Genomic DNA, 18,951 nt, shown 5'->3' with positions numbered 1-18,951 from the left:
GGGCGCTGGCTGAGCAGGGATTGTCCCAAGCCCGGCCTTAACCCGGGCAGTTTCAACGAAAGGCCCCAGACCGGGGTCAAAGGGAAAACGGGCCGCGAGCGCGGAGAGCGCTTGCGCCTGTGTGATGACTTTTGAAAGGCGGCAAGGAATGAGAACGAGGACGGTGACTTCGAGCCCTGAGCAGGGTGCAGGCGCTTCAGAGGTCTTGAAAGGGGAACATGATGAAGCACCGGACGCTGCCTTGAGTACCGACAATCAGTTTTTCGAGCGCTTCTGCACAGCGCTCAAGGCCCATGTGGGCGCCGATGTCTATGCAAGCTGGTTCGGGCGGCTGAAGCTGCACTCTTCCTCTAAGAGCGTCATCCGTTTTTCGGTTCCGACGGCCTTTTTGAAATCGTGGATCAACAACCACTATCTCGACCTGCTGTGCGAACTGGCGCGCTCCGAGCGTCCACAGGTTCTCAAGGTCGAAGTCCTGGTCCGCTCGGCCACCCGCGCCCAGCGTCCGCAGGTTTCAGAAGAAAAGCCGAAACCCGTACTCCCCCAGCAGACCGCGTCCGCACGCCCCGTGCCGCGCGCCGTCAACGATCAGCCGCTGATGCCCGAGCCCGAGAGCGGTCCGGCACGCGGCGGCGCGCACGGCGCCAGGACCGTCTTCGGCTCGCCGCTCGATCCCTTCTTCACCTTCGACAGCTTTGTTGAAGGCTCTTCGAACCGTGTGGCTTTCGCAGCCGCCAAGACCATTGCCGAATCCGGCATGGCGGCGGTGCGGTTCAACCCGCTCTTCATTCATTCCTCCGTCGGCCTCGGCAAGACCCACCTTCTGCAGGCGATCGCCAATGCGGCGCTCGCCGCCCCGGAAAAGCAGCGCGTCGTCTACCTGACGGCCGAATACTTCATGTGGAAATTTGCCACGGCCATCCGCGACAATGATGCGCTGACGCTCAAGGATTCGCTGCGCAACATCGACCTTCTGGTGATCGACGACATGCAGTTCCTGCAGGGCAAGATGATCCAGCACGAATTCTGCCATCTTCTGAACACGCTGCTCGACAGCGCCAAACAGGTCGTCGTCGCCGCTGATCGCGCGCCCTGGGAACTGGAATCGCTCGATCCGCGCGTGCGTTCGCGTCTTACGGGCGGCGTCTCGCTCGAAATCGAGGCGCCCGACTATGCCATGCGGCTCGAGATGCTGAAGCGCAGGCTGCTGGTTGCCCGCCAGGAAGACCCGTCGATCGACATTCCCGAAAATGTTCTGGACCATGTCGCCCGCAAGGTGACCGCCAGCGGCCGCGAGCTCGAGGGCGCCTTCAACCAGCTTCTGTTTCGCCGCTCCTTCGAACCGAACCTGTCGATCGAGCGCGTCGATGAACTGCTCGTGCACCTGGTCGGCACGGGCGAGCCCAGGCGCGTGCGTATCGAAGACATCCAGCGCGTGGTCGCGCGTCATTACTGCGTCACCCGTCAGGAACTCGTCTCCAACCGGCGCACGCGGGTCATCGTCAAGCCGCGCCAGATCGCGATGTTCCTCGCCAAAACCCTGACGCCGCGCTCATTCCCGGAAATTGGCCGTCGTTTCGGCGGTCGCGATCACACCACGGTTCTTCATGCCGTGCGCAAGATCGAGGATCTTCTGGAAAAGGACCAGAAACTTTCGCAGGAAGTCGAGCTTTTGAAGCGGCTGATCAACGAATAGTCGCGCCGGATTCCTTCGTGATCACATTCGGAAAGGGCGGCCGTGCGGCCGTCCTTTCTCATTCGCCCGAGGTGACGCGTTCCGCCGGCGTTTCCGGCCCCAGCATGACCCTGTGGGCTTGTAGCGCAGCCGGCAGTCCACCTCCATCGGCCAGGCGGAGATTGAGGTGATATCCCTCGACGGCTTCCATCGCCCAATATACGACGCCGCCTGCGTCTATCCGTGTTTCTCCGGTCGGCGCATAGACCAAGCCGTCACAAGCGCCGCCCACGGGTTTGAGGACCAGCAGGCCATCCGGGTTGATCGTATCGCGGCAGGCAAGCTGGCCGGAAACGGCGATGCCGCACCCGGCCAGGCTGGCGATCGCCTCGGCGTGATCTGCAAATTTCGGGAAACAGTCACGTATAGGCCGCCGCCTTTGCCGCAAGGTCCGCATTCGTCATCCGGAACGGCCAGATGATCAATTGATCATACCAGCCGGGTGCGAAATTGCCGCTGTTGTCGCGCCCGAGGAACACATTGCCGGTGAATGCCGGTTGATGCGCGTCTCCGGCCGAAGCGCCGGCAATCGACATCCGACGCCCCGAACCATCCCATGCCACGCCGAACCCGAGGTCGACCTGATCGTTCACACCGGAAGAAACCGACAGGAGAGGCCCCGCGCCATCCCACTGGGAAGGCTTCTTTCCCGTGTCCAGCCCCAATATCGTGTAGCTCGTCCCCATCCACCGCCGAGTGGAACCGGTTTCGAAAGGCTGGAATGCCTGAACAAGAATGGAAACCGCATCGCGCCGAACCAGTTCGGCCGCGGCATCGGTTAGCCGGGCGCTGTCGGCCGGACGTGTAGCCGCGCTGCCCGTGGTCGGAATATATGAGGATGCGCGAGAGCCCGACTCCAACTGCGCATTGGCGACGCTGCCGGCAACGGTCATGGTCAGCGCTCCCGCCGTCGCGACAAAGGTCAATGAGACCCGTGTTGTGCTGCCAAAACCGGAAAGCGAGCCGGAAGAGGCCCCCGCCAGCGTGACGCTGCCCGTACCGTAGAAACTCAGCGTGTAGGTCGCGGCCGGGACCGCGACGGACTGTGTCGACAGAACTGCGGAATTGAGAAGCAGGTTCGTCGCCGGACCTTCCAGAAGCAATTGCCGCCGCCCGTTGGTGTGGTCAAAGCGCGGCGCATTCGCCGCCGCCGAATGGATCAGCCCGTCGGACCCCACATAGGTCGCAGTAGCCGACCGGGTGAAGGTGATCAGTTTCTCGAAGGAACAGGCGGAAAGCGCCGCCAGTTCGGAAGCCGCGGCTGCCGGGATCGCGGCGACGGCAAGCCTTGTCAGAGCATAGCGATCGCGCCCGATGTCGAGTACCGCTCCGGGCCCGAGAACCCCTGAGCCGCCCGCCGGTAGGGCCTGATAGGCAGGGACGCCCCAAAACCCTTGCGCCGCCTGCAGGTTGCCGGTCATGGAAATCTCGCTCGCTATCCTCATACGAGACCCACCAGAGCGCCCGCCGTGGTACCAGTGGCAAACACGCGGCTGATGCGAACAGGCAGAATGAAACCGGCTGGCAGGTTCTCAAAGGTCACGGTTTCGCCGGAAATCAGCATGGCGGTCAGGTCGCCGGCGACACCGATATAGACTGCCCGCGTGACCTCCTGCAGCGGCAGCGCATCATCGGCGGCAATCGAAAACCCGTCATAGGCCGGACTTGTCGGCGTGGCATGTCGGGAGGAAAAACGATCGGTCATGGCACATCTCCTTGTTGAATGCGATGACGAGAATTTTGCCAGAGCCGCAACCGGCGGGGATTTGCGGGGATGACCGGTGAAAGGCGGGGACGGATCGGATAGACTGCCGCCATGAGCAATCTTTTTGACGCCGAATCAGCCACGAACCTGACCGAGTTCACCGTTTCCGAGCTCTCCGGCTCGATCAAGCGCACGGTGGAGGACCGGTTCGACCGGATCCGGCTGCGCGGCGAAATTTCCGGCTTTCGCGGGCGGCACTCGTCGGGACATGCGTATTTTTCGCTGAAGGACGAACGTTCGCGTATCGACGCGGTCATCTGGCGCGGCGTATTTTCCGGCCTGAAGATCAAGCCGGAAGAAGGCATGGAGGTGATTGCGACCGGCAAGGTCACGACCTTCCCCGGCGCCTCGAAATACCAGATCGTCATCGAATCGCTGGAGCCTGCCGGCGCCGGCGCGCTGATGGCGCTCCTGGAGGAGCGGCGCAGGAAGCTTGCCGCAGAAGGTTTGTTCGACGCGGATGCCAAGAAGCCGATCCCCTTCATGCCGCGCGTCGTCGGCGTCGTCACCTCGCCCACCGGCGCGGTCATCCGCGACATTCTCCACCGCATCACCGATCGCTTTCCCGTCCATGTCGTTGTCTGGCCGGTCAAGGTGCAGGGCGAAGGCTCCGGCGATGCCGTGGCCGCTGCCATTCGCGGCTTCAACGCCTGCACGACAGATGGCCCGGTGAAGCGGCCCGATGTGCTGATCGTCGCGCGCGGCGGCGGCTCGCTGGAAGATCTCTGGGGCTTCAACGACGAAGCCGTGGTGCGCGCCGCCTATGAAAGCGATATCCCGCTGATTTCCGCCGTCGGCCATGAGACCGACTGGACGCTGATCGATCACGCAGCCGATTACCGCGCGCCAACGCCGACGGGGGCCGCCGAACGCGCGGTTCCCGTAAAGGCTGAACTCGTCGCCGACCAGGCGCGACAGGCCGCGCGCCTCTCCTCGGCCATGGCGCGGCTCATGGATTTCCGCCGCCAGACGCTGACCGGGCTTGCCCGTGGCCTGCCCTCGCTCGACCAGTTGCTGGCCCTTCCGCGCCGCCGTTTCGATGAGGCCGCACTGCGGCTCACGCGGGCGCTGGAACTCAACACGATCAACAAGCGCCGGACATTCGAGCGCAGCGCCTCCGGCCTTTCCGGCATGCCGCAGCGGCTTTCGATGATGGTGGCGCGCGACCGCGAGCAGGTCTCGGTGCTTGCCGCCCGCGCCGACACGGCGATCACCGCAAACCTCAAGACTTACCGCGCTGCGCTTTCCGGCCAGCACCGCGTGCTGAATTCGCTGTCCTACAAGAACGTGCTCGCGCGCGGCTTTGCCGTGATCCGCGACGAGGAGAACAAGCCAATCTCCCGCGCCGAGGGCCTCAGTCAGGGAAAACCCGTCGATATCGAATTCGCCGATGGTCGCGTCAGCGCGATAACGGGCCGGGACGCCGCTGCGAAGGCCCCGCCGGAAGAGCAAACGGCAAGGCCAGAAAAGCCTAAGCAGCCACGGAAGAAGCCAGCCGCCAAAACAAAACCGCCCGAACAGGGCAGCCTGTTCTGAGCGGCTTCTTATACGACCACAGCCCCGGCCCGGAGCCGGGGTTGCGTCAAGGGCAGAGCTGAACGCGTCGTCAATCGGCCCACTCGCCGCCGCGCATCACCGGCGTGGCGTTGCCATCGGCATCGAGCCCGTCAATGTCGATCTTGTCCGAGCCGATCATCCAGTCGATGTGGATTAGCGAGGAATTGCCGCCCCTGGCCGCGATCTCCTCGGCGGACAGCTTGTCGCCGTCGATGAAGCATTTCGAATAGCACTGGCCGAGCGCGATGTGGCAGGAGGCGTTTTCGTCGAAGAGCGTGTTGTAGAACAAGATGCCGCTTGCCGAAATCGGCGAGGAATGCGGCACCAGCGCCACTTCGCCGAGACGGCGCGCACCTTCGTCCGTATCCAGCACCTTGTTCAGGACGTCGCCGCCCTTGGCGGCCGCGGCATGGACGATCCGCCCGCCCTCGAACTGAACGCGGATATCGTCGATCAGCGTGCCCTGATGCGACAGGGGTTTGGTCGAGGAGACATGACCTTCCACCCTGAGCCGATGCGGCGTGGTGAACACTTCCTCGGTCGGGATGTTCGGATTGCAGATGATGCCGTTCTTCGCCGGCGAAGCGCCGCCGCTCCATTCGTGCTCGTCGGCAAGCCCGATGGTGAGATCGGTGCCCGGCCCGGAATAGCGCAGCGCCGAGAAACGCTTGCCATTGAGCCAGGCGGAACGGGCATGGAGATTATCATTGTGCTCCTTCCACGCGGCGACCGGATCCGGCTGATCGACGCGGGAAGCGGCAAAGATCGCCTTCGCCAGTTTCGCCACCGCCATGGCGTCCGGGTCATCAGGAAACACGGTCTTGGCCCAGGCCAGCGAGGGATAGGAGACGATGTTCCAGTTGATGTCGAAGCCGGCGATCTTTTCCAGTGCGGGCTTGTAGGCGGTCGAATTCGCCCGGTTGGCGCGCGCAACCTTTTCCGGGTCCTGGGAGGCAAGCAGCATCGGGTCGTCGCCGGCAATCGCCAGCCGCGCAGCACCACGCTCATAGGCCATGCCCATCCCCTCGTAAAGCCAGTTGGCGGCCTTGTCGAAGCTTGCATCATGGGCGTTTTCGAAACGCTCCAGCGTTGCCTGCGGATCGGAGAAGATCGTCGTCACCACACCCGCGCCGGCCCTATAGGCATGGCGGGTGATCAGCCGCGTCAGCGGCTGCGCCTCGATCGGCGCGGTCATCACCAGATCCTGCCCTTCCGCCAGATTGAGGCCGACATGCACCGCCACTTCCGCCAGCTTTTCCAGCGCTTTGAGATCGATGGGATGGGGAAGTCTGGTCTCGACGGTCATGAGGGCCTCACGCAATTGGTTTGTCTTGAGACCTATCTAGTGTGGTTTGCACCAGAATTGAAGCGTCGTCGCGATACAACGAGGGACCTTTCGCCCACCGTGCGTCGCTTGACATGTGATTGAAAATCGCCTCAACTCAACCCTAGGTAACATTTCCATCAACGAGGGGAGACGGCGAGGAATGTCCTTTCGATCAAAAGCTCTGGCGCTCGGTCTTTTCGCGGCTCTTTTCTCGGCAGCCGGCCCGTTGGCCGCCAGTGAACCTTCCTGGTCCTTCGAAGAACACCCACAACCCTATGGCGACCAGCTTGCCCCTTCCGAAAGGGATCTTCTCCGCCAGGCAGACGATCTGGACTGGCCGCGACGCTGCCCCGCCCGGCTTCAGGCGGCATTCGCCATCTACAAGGCGCATTATCCGGATTACGCCGCCGGCGCTCCGTCCGATGTCGCCCTCAAACGGTGGATGGATTACATGGTCAGCCTTGGCAGCAATGACGCGAGCGGCTGCGTGGTCGGCCTGCTGGAAGTCGCCATTGATGACCTTCTTTTCGATGAGGGGCCTTTTCCCGACCTCTTTTGCGGAAAGCTCGCGAGGGAACCGGCATCCGAGGCCGAACAGCTTCTGTCAACGCTGCTGGCGAAAATGACGGAATATGCCGAAACGCTGAACAGGGACGCCGTCGAGGCCTTCCTTCGGCTCGGGGAGGACACGGTGACGACGCGGTTCAATCCGGATATCCGCTATTTCCTCGAACGCACGCTCGCCTGGCAGACCGGCAAGCCCCTTTCGCCGGAATTCAGGGAGATCGTGATCGCTGATATGGGGCAGGAAAGGTTCGATGAGGTCGAAAAGGCCTATGGGCGGAACGATCTTCGCGGGGTGATCGAAACCTCGCCGGAATGCACGCCGTGGTCCGACAAGATCGTGCCGAAAGAGGCGCCGGATGTTGAGACAATATGGAGGCGTTAACCTGACTGGCCTTGTTGACCGAGCGCCACAGGGATTTGCGGGGAGAAGCTTGATGCGTTCATTATCTGCCGCTTGTCTGTTTCTGTTTTCGGCGGCTTTGCCAGCACAGGCAAACTGGTCTTTCGCAGTCCACCCTCACCCGGACTTTACCGATGAATACAGCGCGGAAGAGGATGCAATCTTCTCCGATCTGGAAGCTGTCGGGAACGGCTTTAGAAACTGCGCAGCCCGCATTATGTTCGAGTATCTGATCTACAACAGACGCTATCCCGAATTCGCATTCACGCACGCGTTCAACGATGGACTGGAAGCCTGGAAGCTCCATGTCCTCAAGACCGGCCGCGCATCCTCGGCATTTTGCATCGTTCTCGAGGTGACCGAGGAACTGCGCGAACTTTATTCCTACGATTTTGCAACGCCGACCGAAGGTCTGTTCTGCGGCAAGCCTGGTCGTCCGTACATCAACGCGGAAGAAAGCCGCATCATGGGGCTTCTCGACAGGCTCGTCAGCTATGCCGCGACCGGCCACTATTTCGCGCTTCCGGCACTTGCGGAGGTCGAGGATTGGTCCGACATTCGGCTCAATCCGGATATCCGCTATTATGTCGAAGCCCGGCAGGCGCGCCGCTACGGCAACGAGCCGGCGCCGATCCTGCGCGACACCGTAATCGCGCTTCAGGGCAAGGACCGGCTCGCCTTTGTCGAGGACGCCATCGCGCGCAATGACCTCCACGCCGTGATCGAGACCAGCCCGCCCTGCTCGGCCTTCGCGCCCGAAGCGTTGGCAAAGGCGCGCGAGGCAGCGCGGGGCGATCCGATCTGAGGCCTATGCGATAATGCCCGCCGTTTCCGCGCCGAGCGCACTGACGGCATCGGCCGGCGCAAGCTTCACCTGAAGGCCGCGCTGACCGCCATTCATGATCACGTAAGGGTGGCCAAGGGCGGCGGTTTCAAAGACCACCGGCACGCGCTTTCTCTGGCCGAAGGGCGAAATGCCGCCGACGTGATAGCCGGAAAGCCGCTCGGCGGCGGGCACATCCAGCATATGCGCATGCTTGCCCTTGAAGACCGCGGCAAGCTTCTTCATCGAGACCTCGGCATTCGACGGCAGAATGGCGCAGACCGGCTTGCCGTCGACCTCGGCCATCAGCGTCTTCAACACGCGTTCCGCCGGTTCGCCAATGGCCTCGGCCGCCTGCAGCCCGACCTTGAAGGCGTTCGGGTCATAGTCATATTGCTGGATCGTGTAGGTTACACCGGCCTTGTCGAGAAACCGGGTCGCCTGCGTCGTTCTCGCCATCGCCTTACGCCTTGCCGAAAAACGCCGCGTAGTCATCCGGCTTGAAGCCAACGATCAGCCGGTCGCCATCCTCCAGCACCGGGCGCTTGATCATCGAGGGCTTGTCGAGCATCAGCGCGACCGCCTTGTCCCGGTCGAGGTCCTGCTTCTCTTCGTCCGCGAGCTTGCGGAAGGTCATGCCGGCGCGGTTCAGCACCGTCTCCCACCCTGCCTCATCGCACCAGCGCTCCAGATGCGCGCGGTCGATGCCGGCCTTCTTGTAGTCGTGGAATTCATAGGCGACGTCGTGCGCATCAAGCCAGGTCCAGGCCTTCTTCATCGTGTCGCAGTTCTTGATGCCGTAAAGCGTAGTCGCCATGGCCTTGTCCTTTCACAAAGCGGGCGGCCTTGCGGCCCCACGCCTAAATCATCTGCCGCGCGGCAGCCAGCTCCATTGCCTTCAGCCAAGCCGCCGTCCTCCCGTCATACCGGCCTTGAGCCGGGGTGACGGAAGGGAAACGAGCGGTCAGTCGGCGATCAGACCGTCTCCCAGCCGCCGTCAAGCTTGCCGGCGCGATAGATGGCGTCGATCACGCGCTGGTTCTTCACCGAATCCTCCAGCGAGAACACCTCGACCTCACCGCCGGCAGCCGCCTTCGAGAACGCCTCGACCTCGCGGACATATTGCCGGCTATCCTGGAAACGGAAAGCCTGGGTCTCGGAATGGCTCTGATTGGAGAGCAGCACCGTTTCCTCGCCCCAGCGGTTGGCGTTGAAGGGGGAGACCACCTCGATCAGCCCCTTGGTGCCGTGGAAGGCCATGGTCTGGCGGTTGGCGAGCTGGGTGGAGACGTAGAAGCTCATCTCGAAGCCCGGGAACTCCGCCTTGACGGAGGCATAGATATCCGTGCCGAATTCGCTGTCATAGCGCACCGTCGCCTGCAGCCGCTCCGGCTCTTCTCCGGTGGCAAAACGCGTCGTCACCGTCGGATAGACGCCGATATCCGGCAGGCCGCCGCCGCCCAGTTCGGGGATATTGCGCATGTTGGTCGCATCGCGCAGGAAATAGGAGAACGCCCCCTGCACATGCTGCAATTCGCCGATCGCGCCGTCGGCCAGGAGCGCGCGCACCTTGGTCCAGACCGGCGAATAGGTGACCATGAAGGCTTCGCTGATCAGCACCTTGTTGCGGTCGCGCGCGGCAATTACCGGTTCGATGTCCGCAGCCTTCAGCGCCAGCGGCTTTTCCACCAGGACATGTTTGCCGGCATCCGCCGCCTTGATCGCCCATTCCGCATGCTGGGATGTCGGCAGCGGGATATAGACCGCGTCGATCACATCGCTCGCCAGCATCTCTTCATAGGACGCAAAGGCATGCGGCGCGCCGAAGCGCGTCGCCAGCGCCTGCGCCCGGTCCAGATCACGGCTGGCGACGGCGGCAAGCACGGCATTTTCCGCGTCGACGATTGCCGGCACAACGAGTTCGCGACCGATCTTGGCGGTCGAGACAATACCAAAACGCAACATTGGGAGATCCTCACCTGTTATTTCGAGGGCCAGCATAGGAACCGGCAGGCGCGTGCGCAAGCCGCCCGATTGCCCGTTTCGCGCTTGCGCTTTGCCGGACGTTCCATTGTCAGAGAGCGGCCGGCAACCTACGTTAGGAACAGCGATGCCACCAGCACCCGGGAGGAAATCATGCATATGCGAAGACTTGGAAGAACGGATATCGAAATCTCACCCGTTGTCTTCGGCGGCAATGTGTTCGGCTGGACGGCGGATGAACAGGCTTCCTTTGCGCTGCTTGACCGTTTCGTCGGCGCCGGTTTCAACGCCATCGACACGGCGGACGTCTATTCCGCCTGGGTCGAGGGAAATACCGGCGGCGAGTCCGAAACGATCATCGGCAACTGGCTGAAGCGCGGTGGTGTGAAACGCGAGGACGTGGTGATCATCACCAAGGTTGGCTCGGAGATGGGGCCCGGCAAGAAGGGGCTGAAGGAAGGCTGGATCATGCAGGCCGTGGAAGATTCGCTCCGCCGGCTGCAGACCGACTATCTCGACGTCTACCTTGCCCACTGGCCGGATCCCGAGACCGAGTATGAGGAAACGATCGGCGCCTTCACCAAGCTGCGCGAGCAAGGAAAGGTTCGCGCCATCGGCGCCTCCAATCTCGATGCCGGGCAGCTGGAGGAAGCGCTCAGGGTCGCCGAACATACCGGCCGGGCCCGCTATGACGTTCTGCAGCCGGAATACAATCTCTATGCCCGTTCAGGCTTCGAGGGCGCGCTGGCGGAGCTCTGCGTCGAGCACGATATCGGCGTCATTACCTATTTCAGCCTCGCGGCAGGCTTCCTCACCGGCAAGTACAAATCCGCCGACGACACTGCGGGCAGCGCGCGCGGCGGCGGAGTGGCGAAGTATTTCGACGATCGCGGAAAGCGGATCCTCAAGGCGCTCGAGTCGGTTTCCGCCGATACCGGCGAGCATCCGGCGGCGATCGCCCTTGCTTGGCTGATGACGCGGCGCGGCGTCACCGCCCCGATTGCCAGCGCCTCGCGGCTCGAGCAGATGGACACGCTGCTGCGCGCGCCCGAGATCGAGCTTTCGCAGGAAGCCCTGCAACTGCTGCAGGAAGCCGGCGAATGAGCGATCCCTTCATTCGCGCCGCACGCCCTGAAGACAAGGCGTCCTGGCTCAGCCTGTGGCAGGGCTACCTGACCTTCTACGGCAGCGCGATCGCTCCGGAGGTGACGGATACCACATGGTCGCGGATCATTGATCCCATCGTCCCCGTTTTCACCCGGCTCGCAATTGTCGGTGACAAGCCAGTCGGCTTTGCCACCTGCATTCTCCATCCGCGCACATGGGCGATCGAGCCCGCCTGCTACCTGGAGGATTTGTTCGTGGACGAAAGCATGCGCGGACGCGGGATCGGCAGATTGCTGATCGACGACCTGATCGCGATGGGCAAGCGCGACGGCTGGACCAATCTCTACTGGCACACCAATTCCGGCAACGAGACGGCGCGCAGGCTCTACGACCGCTATGACAAGGCCGATGATTTCGTGCGCTACCGCCTGCCGCTCAGGCGCTGACGGTCCCTTACTTGGTGCCGTACATCCGGTCGCCGGCATCGCCGAGACCCGGAACGATATAGCCCTTCTCGTTCAGATGGCTGTCGATGGCGGCGGTGTAGACCGGCACGTCCGGATGGCTGTTGCGGAAATGCTCGATCCCCTCGGGCGCAGCCAGGAGGCAAAGGAAGCGGATATTGGAGACGCCGCGCTCCTTCAGCCGGTCGATTGCGGCAATCGACGAGTTGCCGGTCGCCAGCATCGGATCGACCACGATCACCAGCCGCTCGCCGATATCTTCCGGCGCCTTGAAGAAATACTCGATCGCTTCCAGCGTCTCATGATCGCGGTAGACGCCGATATGGGAGACGCGGGCCGAGGGAACGAGGTCGAGCATGCCTTCCAGAAGGCCGTTGCCGGCGCGCAGGATGGAGGCGAAGACCAGTTTCTTGCCTTCCAGAACCGGCGCTTCCATCGTCGTCAGCGGCGTCTCGATCGTCTCCATGGTCAGTTCGAGATCGCGCGTCACCTCATAGCAGAGCAGCGTCGAAATTTCGCGAAGCAGCCTGCGGAAGCCCGCCGTGGACGTATCCTTCTGACGCATCTTCGTCAGCTTGTGTTGAACCAGGGGGTGGTCGATGACCGTTACGCCGTCCATGAGCTTCAATCCCGCTTTGATCTTTTCGTGCTGAAACCTTCTATGGCGCAAAAGGGACCGGCGCGGCAAGCACCGCGCCCGCCTTCGGGCCGAAACGCCGATTTTTCCACTGTTTCAGCCGCGCAGCCGGGCGAAAAGCCTTGCGCGCGTTTCCTCATCGACAAAGGCCGCGGCAATCGCCGTTTCCGTCATCCGGGCAGTCTCTTCGGGTGAGAAGCCCAGTTCGCTTTCCGCAATCTCGTACTCACGCGCCAGCGACGTGCCGAAGAAGGGCGGATCGTCGGAATTGAGCGTCACCCGAACGCCCGCATCAACCAGCCGGCGCAGCGGATGGGCGCGAAAGTCCGGATAAACGGAAAGCGCCACATTGGAACCGGGGCAGACCTCCAGCACCACCCCCTCGTCGGCCAGCCGGCGCACCAATTCGGGATCTTCGACGGCCCTGACGCCGTGGCCGATGCGGTCGGGCCGAACCTCATCCAGCGCATCGCGCACCGAACCCGGCCCGCAGACCTCGCCGGCATGGATCGTCAGCTTCAGTCCGCCGTCGCGGGCGATGTCGAAGGCGCGCGCGTAGTCGGCGACGCGGCCCATGCGCTCGTCGCCGGCCATGTTGAAGCCGGTGAGCAGCGGAAAGCCGCAGGAAACGGCGTAGCGCGCCGCCCCCTCAACCTGTTCCGGCCCCATATGCCGTTCGCCGATCATCACCATGCGGCACTCGATCCCGGTCTTCGCCTTCGCCGCCTCGATGCCCGCTGTGATCGCGCGCATATAGGCATCGCGGGAAAGACCGGCGGCAAGCCCCTGTTCGGGCGAGACGAAAAGCTCGGAATAGATCGCGCCATCGGCGGCAAGTTCGCCGAGATAGGTCTCCGCGAGATCCGCGAAATCCTCCTCGGCGCGAAAGACATTGGCGATTGCGGCATAGCAGGCGATGAAGCTCGAGAAATCATGCCAGACATAGCGGCCGTCGCGGAGCCAGGCGGAAAGATCGATGCCGTATTTTGTCGCAAGGCGCGCGGCAAGGGCCGGCGGCGTCGCCCCTTCGATATGGCAGTGGAGTTCGGCTTTCGGTGTCGTCACAGGAAGGATGCTCCGTATTTGCCGGGGCCGAGCCCGAGATGATGGGCGATGCTCTCGCCGATATCGGCATAGGTATCGCGCAGGCCCAGCGATCCCGGCTGAAGCCCCGGCCCGAAGACGAGGACCGGCACGCGCTCGCGGGTGTGGTCGGAGCCGCGCCAGGTCGGGTCGCAGCCGTGATCGGCCGTCAGCACCGCTATGTCGCCCTGCCTCATCCGCGCGGCGATCTCCTCGATGCGGGCATCGAACGCCTCAAGTGCGGCCGCATAGCCCGCCACATCCCGGCGGTGGCCGTAAACCATGTCGAAGTCGACGAGATTGGTAAACACCAGGTCGCCCTCGCCCGCCTCGTCCATGGCTTTCAGGCTGGCCGTCACCAGCGCATCATTGCCGTCGCCCTTGAACAGGCGGGTCACGCCCTTGCCGGCGAAGATGTCGGAGATCTTGCCGACGGCGAGCACGTTGCGGCCTGCCGCCGTCAACCGGTCGAGCAGCGTTTCCTCCGGCGGGGCGATCGAGAAATCGCGGCGGTTGCCCGTCCGCTTGAAGGTTTCGGCCGTCTCGCCGATGAAGGGACGGGCGATCACGCGCCCGATATTGAGGTCATAGGTCAGTTCGCGCACCACTTCGCAGAGTTTCAGCAGTCGCTCGAGGCCGAAATGATATTCGTGGGCGGCGATCTGGAACACGCTGTCGGCAGAGGTGTAGAAGATCGGCCGCCGCGTCCAGACATGCTCCTGGCCGAAGCGCTTGATGATCTCCGTGCCTGAGGCGTGGCAATTGCCGAGGCTGCCGGAAATGCCGGCCTCGCGATAGATCGCGTCGAGAAGCTCTTGCGGAAAACAGTCCGGCTGATCGGGGAAATAGCCCCAGTCGAACATCACCGGCGTGCCGGCGATCTCCCAGTGGCCCGACGGCGTGTCCTTGCCGCGCGAAACCTCGCTTGCCGCGCCGTAGCGTCCCAAGAGCCGTTCGGGCTGTTCCATGCCGGCGGGATAATGCCGGGTCGCAAGCTTCGCGGCTTCCAGAAGGCCAAGCGCGGAAAGATTAGGCAGTTTCAGCGGGCCGGAGCGCAGACCCGCCCGATCTCCGAGGCCTGCGGCGCAGAACTCGGCAATATGGCCGAGCGTATCGGCGCCGAGATCGCCATAGGCCTTCGCATCCGGCGCGCCGCCGATGCCGAAAGAATCGAGAACATAGAGAAAGGCACGGGCCATCGGTGGCTCTATCCTGCGCTGACAAATCGTTTTCCTCTTCTATCGTCTGGCATTCCTGATGGCAAACGCCCTTGCGGTTCAGGGAACCAGAGCCGGTTTCCATGTGTTTAGAAGATGATAACCATGTTTCTTAACGCCGAAGGAAGGCAGGATGATCATGCTGACAGCCATCGACACGATCAAGGCGAGCACTGTCATGCCCGAAAGAAGCAGCAGCAGAAAAGGCGAGGCCGGAAGCCAGGCCGGTGAACTGGCGTTGATCGCCGGCGTTCTCTTGGCCGCAACAGCCCTGGTGATCTTCGCCGCTCTCCGGCTCTACGCCGTCAGTTGATGCCGCTCAGGCGGCAAGCCGCACCAGCGCCGCCAGCATGAGTTCCGCGCCCTTTTCGATATCCGCCCATTCGGAAAATTCCTCAGGGGCGTGAGAAATGCCGTTGCGGCTCGGCACGAAGATCATCGCCGATGGGCAGAGCGCCATCATCGTCTGCGCATCATGACCGGCGCCCGAGATCATCCGTCTGGCCGGAAGGCCGAGCGCCTCCGCCTCCTCCGACAAAAGATCGACCAGTCCGCCATCGAAGGCGACCGGCGCAATGACGCTCTTTTCCTCGATTTCGTGGGCAAGGCCGTGCTTTGCCGCGACCGCCGCCGTCGCGCGGTAGAACAGCCTTTGCAAGCCGCGCATGACGCCTTCCGAGGCATCCCGGATGATCACGGAGAAGGTCGCCTCGCCCGGCACCGTATGCGGATGGTTGGGCACAAGCTCCACCTTTCCGATCGTGATCCTGGCGATCTCGGACGGCGACTGTGCGATCATGTCCGGGATCTGCACGGCGATCTCGGCAAGGCCGGCAAAGGCGTCGGCGCGCATATCCATCGGCGTCGTGCCGGAATGATTGGCCGTGCCCTTCAGCGTCACCTGAAGGTTGACGATCCCGGTCGCGCCTTCCGGCAGGCCGATCGCGATCGCCTCGCGCTCCAGCACCGGGCCCTGCTCGATATGGAGTTCGAGAAAGGCTTTGACGGAGCCCTTCGGGCGGGCGGCACCGAGCACGGCCTCCGGTTCGAGACCTTGGGCGCGCATCGCGTCGGCAAGCAGCACGCCGTCGGCATCGGCGGCGGATGACAGCCATTCGGCCGTCACCAGCCCGGCGATCGCCTGCGACCCGAGCATGCCGCCGAAGCGGCCTTCCTCTTCGGAGGTCGCCACAACCTCGATCGGGGTGGCGGGTTGCACGCCGGCCTCCTTCATCGCCCGCACGCATTCAAGCCCGACGGCCACGCCCAGCGCCCCGTCAAAGGCGCCGCCATCGACGACCGTATCAAGATGTGAGCCGACCATGATCGAGGGGCCGACCGCATCGCCGAAACGCCCGAAAACCGAGTTCGCGCCGTCGCGCGTCACGGCCAGGCCATCGGCCTGCATTTGACCGGCAAACCAGTCGCGCACGGCCATATCGGCATCGGAAAAAGCCGGCCTGTTGAACCCCGCGCCGGGACTGCCGGCGCCGAAGCGGTTGATACCGTCGAGAAGCGCTTTGAGCCGCTCGGAATTGATCTTCGGTGTACTGCCCATGGCTGTCGCCCTCCCCGGTTTATCTGCCGCAAGGCGGCTTTGTCTTTGGGGAATTTATTATGATAATTTCGACCGACCCGCAAATCGGGGCGCCGGACCATCGCCGGCGACGCTTATCTGGCGATGCTGTTTTCCACGGCCTGCAGCATGGCGAGATGGGTCTCGATGAAGGGCACGAGGAGCGTCGCAATGGTCGTGTCGATTCCGGCCTTGCCTTCCGCCACGCGCCGTTTCTGGATCTTCAGCAGGTCCTCGTGACCGTCGATCTCTGCCCGGACATAGTGGAGGTCGAAACCGGTGCCGGGATCCATCTTCTTCAGAGTGGTCAACGTCTCGGCAAGCGCATCGGGCCTTTTGGGCATGATCGCGCCTGCCCCCAGGAGAAGATTGCCGACCGCCTCAGCCTCGCTTGCCTCCAGTCTTGCGAATTGCTGCACCATGGGATGCAGAGCCTTGTTGATTGCCAGCTTCGAAATGTCGGCTGAAAACAGGGCGATCGTGAGCGTGTCGTGAGCATAGCCCGAGGTGACGATATTGGCCTCGGCAACCACCGGTGCCAGCGCCGCAAGCGCCGCCGCCACGGCGCCACTGCCGATCACCTTTCGACGACTGATGTTGGTCATGTTCATCTGCCTTTCCGTTCCGGCGCACGGCGCAATCGGCCGCGCATCCCACGGGAGAGGCAGAAACCGAAATCCGGGACAATTTAAGGGCGCATCCGCGACATCAACCAACCCTGCGACATCTTTTCCGGAGCCTCCGCCTTGCCGCTAAACCTCTGACTTTACTCTACCATTTGCATTCCGTTGAGGGATTGGTTGTAATTTATTATGATCAATCCTTGTAAATTACAGAATTTTCATAATTAATTAACGAAATACCAACAGAGGAGAACCGATTGATGAAACGCCTTCTCGCCGCCGCGTTTGCCGCAGCATCGCTGGCTTTCGCAGCGCCCGCCATGGCGCAGACGCCGCCCAATGTTCTGGTCGTCGGCCAGATCGCCGAGCCGAAATCGCTCGACCCGGCCGTCGACACCGCCGTCAATGATTTCCGCATCCTGGTGAACATGTATGACGGCCTCGTGCGCTACAAGGACGGCACGCTTGAGGTCGAGCCTGCGCTTGCAGAGAGCTGGGAGATTTCCGAGGACGGAAAGACCTACACCTTCAAGCTGCGCGAGGGCGTGACCTTCCATGACGGTTCGCCCTTCAATGCAGAGGCGGTGAAGTTCAACTTCGACCGCATGCTGGATGAAAACAGCGAATATTACGACACCGGGCCCTTCCCGCTGTCCTTCTTCTTCTCCTCCGTCGACACCGTCGAGGTGGTTGACGACATGACGGTGAAGTTCACGCTTTCCGAACCCTACGCCCCCTTCCTGTCGAACCTCGCCTATCCGACCGGCCTGATCGTCTCGCCGGCGGCGGTCAAGGAATACGGCGCCGATTTCGGCCGTCATCCTTCCGGCACGGGCGCTTTCAAATTCGAGGAATGGGACCCGAATTCCAAGGTTGTCGTTTCCAAGAACGCCGATTATTGGGACGGCGCGCCGCCGCTTGAGGCTGTTGTCTTCCGCCCCGTCACCGATGCCAATACCCGCGTTGCCGAGATGATGTCGGGCGGTCTCGACGTGATGGTCGAGGTTCCGCCGGATTCGCTGTCGCAGTTCTCCGGCAATGACCGCTACAAGGTCTACGAGCAGGCCGGCCCGCATGTCTGGTTCCTGATCCTGAACCTCAAGGACGGCGTCTTCGCCGACAAGCAGATCCGTCAGGCGGTCAACTACGCCATCAACAAGGAAGCGATCGTCAACGACATCCTGCAGGGCACGGCCGAAGTTGCCGCCGGCCCGACGCCGCCGGCCTTCGCCTGGGCCTATGACGACAGCCTGTCGCCCTACCCTTACGACCCGGAAAAGGCCAAGTCGCTTCTCGAAGAAGCCGGCTATGATGGCTCGGAACTGACCTTCTACGTCACCGAAGGCGGCTCGGGCATGCTGGAACCGCAGGCCATGGCCACCCAGATCCAGGCCGACCTCGAAGCCGTGGGCATGCCGGTCAAGATCGAGACCTATGAGTGGAACACCTTCCTCGGCAAGGTCAATCCGGGCCTCGAAGGCAAGGCCGACATGGCCGAAATGGCCTGGATGACCAACGATCCGGACACCCTGCCCTTCCTGGCGCTGCGTTCGGATGCCTTCCCCGACAAGGGCGGTTTCAACTCCGGCTATTATTCCAACCCGGAAGTCGACAAGCTGCTTGAGGAGGCCCGCACGTCCACCGATCAGGACAAACGCGCGGAGCTTTACAAGAAGATGCAGGCGATCGTGCAGGATGATGCGCCCTGGGCCTTCATCGCCAACTGGAAGCAGAACGCCGTGACCAAGGCGAGCGTTGAAAACTTCAAGCTGCAGCCGTCTTTCTTCCTGCAGCTGCAGGAGGTTGCCAAGCCGAATTGATCGGGTCGGTCTTCTGAAGGGAACCGCATAGCCCCACCAATCTCCCCCCTTGAGGGGGAGATGCCCCGACAGGGGCAGAGGGGGGTGAACCTATCCGAGAGCACGGAGATTGCGGCTTATAGGGCTTGCGCCCTCTACCCCTCTCTGTCGCTTTCGCGACATCTCCCCCTCAAGGGGGGAGATCGAAAAGATACGGCGAGCGCGAACGCGCTCAACCAACGCACCGACCGCTGAAGCAACGCAGAGTCTCCCGCCCACACGGAGAAC

At 62.7% G+C, this 18,951-nt stretch carries 20 protein-coding genes; 8 read left to right on the top strand and 12 right to left on the bottom strand.

All coding sequences use genetic code 11. The features are described 5' to 3' along the window. The first annotated feature begins 205 nt into the window (after positions 1-205). Positions 206-1,696, top strand: a complete 1,491-nt coding sequence (gene dnaA, locus GGR30_RS10185; protein ID WP_425488353.1) for a chromosomal replication initiator protein DnaA — start codon at positions 206-208, stop codon at positions 1,694-1,696. Between the two features lie 58 nt (positions 1,697-1,754). On the opposite strand, the gene GGR30_RS10180 is transcribed toward dnaA, so the two are convergent. From GGR30_RS10180 to GGR30_RS10170, 3 genes are read right to left on the bottom strand one after another with little or no spacing between them, the layout of a single operon-like run. After that, positions 1,755-2,132, bottom strand: a complete 378-nt coding sequence (locus tag GGR30_RS10180; protein WP_183485839.1) for a hypothetical protein — start codon at positions 2,130-2,132, stop codon at positions 1,755-1,757. Next, positions 2,095-3,156 (bottom strand): hypothetical protein, encoded by a 1,062-nt coding sequence (locus GGR30_RS10175; RefSeq protein ID WP_183485836.1) that lies wholly within the window; start codon positions 3,154-3,156, stop codon positions 2,095-2,097. Before GGR30_RS10175 ends, GGR30_RS10180 begins: the two co-directional genes overlap by 38 nt. 20 nt (positions 3,157-3,176) lie before the next feature. After that, on the bottom strand, positions 3,177-3,440 hold the full coding sequence (locus GGR30_RS10170; protein WP_183485833.1) for a spike base protein, RCAP_Rcc01079 family: 264 nt from the start codon (positions 3,438-3,440) through the stop codon (positions 3,177-3,179). A 111-nt stretch (positions 3,441-3,551) separates the two neighbouring features. On the opposite strand from GGR30_RS10170, the gene xseA reads away from it, so the two are divergent. After that, complete coding sequence (gene xseA, locus GGR30_RS10165) at positions 3,552-5,036, top strand: exodeoxyribonuclease VII large subunit (RefSeq protein ID WP_183485830.1); 1,485 nt, start codon at positions 3,552-3,554, stop codon at positions 5,034-5,036. A 70-nt stretch (positions 5,037-5,106) separates the two neighbouring features. Here xseA and GGR30_RS10160 read toward each other — a convergent pair whose 3' ends face one another. Next, positions 5,107-6,363: an aminopeptidase gene (locus tag GGR30_RS10160; protein WP_183485827.1), complete on the bottom strand. Its 1,257-nt coding sequence runs from the start codon at positions 6,361-6,363 to the stop codon at positions 5,107-5,109. A 181-nt stretch (positions 6,364-6,544) separates the two neighbouring features. Here GGR30_RS10160 and GGR30_RS10155 point away from each other — a divergent pair, with 181 nt between their 5' ends. Both GGR30_RS10155 and GGR30_RS10150 read left to right on the top strand, forming a co-directional pair. Then, a complete protein-coding gene (locus GGR30_RS10155) occupies positions 6,545-7,333 on the top strand; it encodes a hypothetical protein (protein ID WP_183485824.1) in 789 nt (262 codons plus the stop codon). 52 nt (positions 7,334-7,385) lie between these two features. Further along, positions 7,386-8,156 (top strand): hypothetical protein, encoded by a 771-nt coding sequence (locus GGR30_RS10150; protein WP_183485821.1) that lies wholly within the window; start codon positions 7,386-7,388, stop codon positions 8,154-8,156. Positions 8,157-8,159: 3 nt separating this feature from the next. Here the strand turns inward: GGR30_RS10150 and ybaK are convergent, their stop codons facing one another. The 3 genes from ybaK to GGR30_RS10135 form a co-directional block, all read right to left on the bottom strand. After that, positions 8,160-8,633 (bottom strand): Cys-tRNA(Pro) deacylase, encoded by a 474-nt coding sequence (gene ybaK, locus GGR30_RS10145; RefSeq protein ID WP_183485817.1) that lies wholly within the window; start codon positions 8,631-8,633, stop codon positions 8,160-8,162. Positions 8,634-8,637: 4 nt separating this feature from the next. Continuing rightward, the gene (locus GGR30_RS10140) at positions 8,638-8,991 is read right to left on the bottom strand and encodes an ArsC family reductase (protein WP_183485814.1); all 354 of its coding nucleotides are present in this window, start codon (positions 8,989-8,991) and stop codon (positions 8,638-8,640) included. 158 nt (positions 8,992-9,149) lie between these two features. Next, entirely contained in the window at positions 9,150-10,139 is a 990-nt protein-coding gene (locus tag GGR30_RS10135; RefSeq protein WP_183485811.1) for a Gfo/Idh/MocA family protein, read from the bottom strand. Positions 10,140-10,310: 171 nt separating this feature from the next. Here GGR30_RS10135 and GGR30_RS10130 point away from each other — a divergent pair, with 171 nt between their 5' ends. Together GGR30_RS10130 and GGR30_RS10125 are read left to right on the top strand one after the other, a co-directional pair. Next, a complete protein-coding gene (locus GGR30_RS10130; RefSeq protein WP_183485808.1) occupies positions 10,311-11,261 on the top strand; it encodes an aldo/keto reductase in 951 nt (316 codons plus the stop codon). Continuing rightward, complete coding sequence (locus GGR30_RS10125) at positions 11,258-11,710, top strand: GNAT family N-acetyltransferase (protein ID WP_183485806.1); 453 nt, start codon at positions 11,258-11,260, stop codon at positions 11,708-11,710. The genes GGR30_RS10130 and GGR30_RS10125 overlap by 4 nt, the downstream gene beginning before the upstream one ends. 7 nt (positions 11,711-11,717) lie before the next feature. Here GGR30_RS10125 and upp read toward each other — a convergent pair whose 3' ends face one another. The 3 genes from upp to GGR30_RS10110 form a co-directional block, all read right to left on the bottom strand. After that, positions 11,718-12,347, bottom strand: a complete 630-nt coding sequence (gene upp / locus GGR30_RS10120) for a uracil phosphoribosyltransferase (protein WP_024708973.1) — start codon at positions 12,345-12,347, stop codon at positions 11,718-11,720. Between the two features lie 114 nt (positions 12,348-12,461). Then, on the bottom strand, positions 12,462-13,430 hold the full coding sequence (locus tag GGR30_RS10115) for an adenosine deaminase (RefSeq protein WP_183485802.1): 969 nt from the start codon (positions 13,428-13,430) through the stop codon (positions 12,462-12,464). Continuing rightward, positions 13,427-14,647, bottom strand: a complete 1,221-nt coding sequence (locus tag GGR30_RS10110; RefSeq protein ID WP_183485798.1) for a phosphopentomutase — start codon at positions 14,645-14,647, stop codon at positions 13,427-13,429. The genes GGR30_RS10115 and GGR30_RS10110 overlap by 4 nt, the downstream gene beginning before the upstream one ends. 151 nt (positions 14,648-14,798) lie before the next feature. On the opposite strand from GGR30_RS10110, the gene GGR30_RS10105 reads away from it, so the two are divergent. Further along, complete coding sequence (locus GGR30_RS10105; protein ID WP_183485794.1) at positions 14,799-14,978, top strand: hypothetical protein; 180 nt, start codon at positions 14,799-14,801, stop codon at positions 14,976-14,978. Between the two features lie 6 nt (positions 14,979-14,984). On the opposite strand, the gene GGR30_RS10100 is transcribed toward GGR30_RS10105, so the two are convergent. Then, on the bottom strand, positions 14,985-16,223 hold the full coding sequence (locus GGR30_RS10100) for a Zn-dependent hydrolase (protein WP_183485791.1): 1,239 nt from the start codon (positions 16,221-16,223) through the stop codon (positions 14,985-14,987). Between the two features lie 113 nt (positions 16,224-16,336). Then, positions 16,337-16,852, bottom strand: a complete 516-nt coding sequence (locus GGR30_RS10095; RefSeq protein ID WP_183485788.1) for a DUF4142 domain-containing protein — start codon at positions 16,850-16,852, stop codon at positions 16,337-16,339. Between the two features lie 272 nt (positions 16,853-17,124). Between GGR30_RS10095 and GGR30_RS10090 the strand changes: the two genes are divergently transcribed. Then, positions 17,125-18,684 (top strand): ABC transporter substrate-binding protein, encoded by a 1,560-nt coding sequence (locus GGR30_RS10090; RefSeq protein ID WP_183485786.1) that lies wholly within the window; start codon positions 17,125-17,127, stop codon positions 18,682-18,684. The last annotated feature ends 267 nt before the right edge of the window (positions 18,685-18,951 follow it).

It is taken from the genome of Martelella radicis (assembly GCF_014196625.1).
Lineage (GTDB): Bacteria > Pseudomonadota > Alphaproteobacteria > Rhizobiales > Rhizobiaceae > Martelella > Martelella radicis.
The sequence above is the reverse complement of the archived record's forward strand: the minus strand, read 5'-3'. Positions and strand labels throughout refer to the sequence as shown.

What these genes read in the sequence shown, in the direction of transcription:
- GGR30_RS10110 (WP_183485798.1), bottom strand. Translation starts at nt 14,647, where the DNA reads ATGGCCCGTGCCTTTCTCTATGTTCTCGATTCTTTCGGCATCGGCGGC.
- upp (WP_024708973.1), bottom strand. Translation starts at nt 12,347, where the DNA reads ATGGACGGCGTAACGGTCATCGACCACCCCCTGGTTCAACACAAGCTG.
- GGR30_RS10095 (WP_183485788.1), bottom strand. Translation starts at nt 16,852, where the DNA reads ATGAACATGACCAACATCAGTCGTCGAAAGGTGATCGGCAGTGGCGCC.
- GGR30_RS10090 (WP_183485786.1), top strand. Translation starts at nt 17,125, where the DNA reads ATGAAACGCCTTCTCGCCGCCGCGTTTGCCGCAGCATCGCTGGCTTTC.
- GGR30_RS10100 (WP_183485791.1), bottom strand. Translation starts at nt 16,223, where the DNA reads ATGGGCAGTACACCGAAGATCAATTCCGAGCGGCTCAAAGCGCTTCTC.
- ybaK (WP_183485817.1), bottom strand. Translation starts at nt 8,633, where the DNA reads ATGGCGAGAACGACGCAGGCGACCCGGTTTCTCGACAAGGCCGGTGTA.
- xseA (WP_183485830.1), top strand. Translation starts at nt 3,552, where the DNA reads ATGAGCAATCTTTTTGACGCCGAATCAGCCACGAACCTGACCGAGTTC.
- GGR30_RS10135 (WP_183485811.1), bottom strand. Translation starts at nt 10,139, where the DNA reads ATGTTGCGTTTTGGTATTGTCTCGACCGCCAAGATCGGTCGCGAACTC.
- GGR30_RS10105 (WP_183485794.1), top strand. Translation starts at nt 14,799, where the DNA reads ATGATCATGCTGACAGCCATCGACACGATCAAGGCGAGCACTGTCATG.
- GGR30_RS10125 (WP_183485806.1), top strand. Translation starts at nt 11,258, where the DNA reads ATGAGCGATCCCTTCATTCGCGCCGCACGCCCTGAAGACAAGGCGTCC.
- GGR30_RS10140 (WP_183485814.1), bottom strand. Translation starts at nt 8,991, where the DNA reads ATGGCGACTACGCTTTACGGCATCAAGAACTGCGACACGATGAAGAAG.
- GGR30_RS10180 (WP_183485839.1), bottom strand. Translation starts at nt 2,132, where the DNA reads ATGCGGACCTTGCGGCAAAGGCGGCGGCCTATACGTGACTGTTTCCCG.
- GGR30_RS10155 (WP_183485824.1), top strand. Translation starts at nt 6,545, where the DNA reads ATGTCCTTTCGATCAAAAGCTCTGGCGCTCGGTCTTTTCGCGGCTCTT.
- GGR30_RS10170 (WP_183485833.1), bottom strand. Translation starts at nt 3,440, where the DNA reads ATGACCGATCGTTTTTCCTCCCGACATGCCACGCCGACAAGTCCGGCC.
- GGR30_RS10160 (WP_183485827.1), bottom strand. Translation starts at nt 6,363, where the DNA reads ATGACCGTCGAGACCAGACTTCCCCATCCCATCGATCTCAAAGCGCTG.
- GGR30_RS10150 (WP_183485821.1), top strand. Translation starts at nt 7,386, where the DNA reads ATGCGTTCATTATCTGCCGCTTGTCTGTTTCTGTTTTCGGCGGCTTTG.
- GGR30_RS10130 (WP_183485808.1), top strand. Translation starts at nt 10,311, where the DNA reads ATGCATATGCGAAGACTTGGAAGAACGGATATCGAAATCTCACCCGTT.
- GGR30_RS10175 (WP_183485836.1), bottom strand. Translation starts at nt 3,156, where the DNA reads ATGACCGGCAACCTGCAGGCGGCGCAAGGGTTTTGGGGCGTCCCTGCC.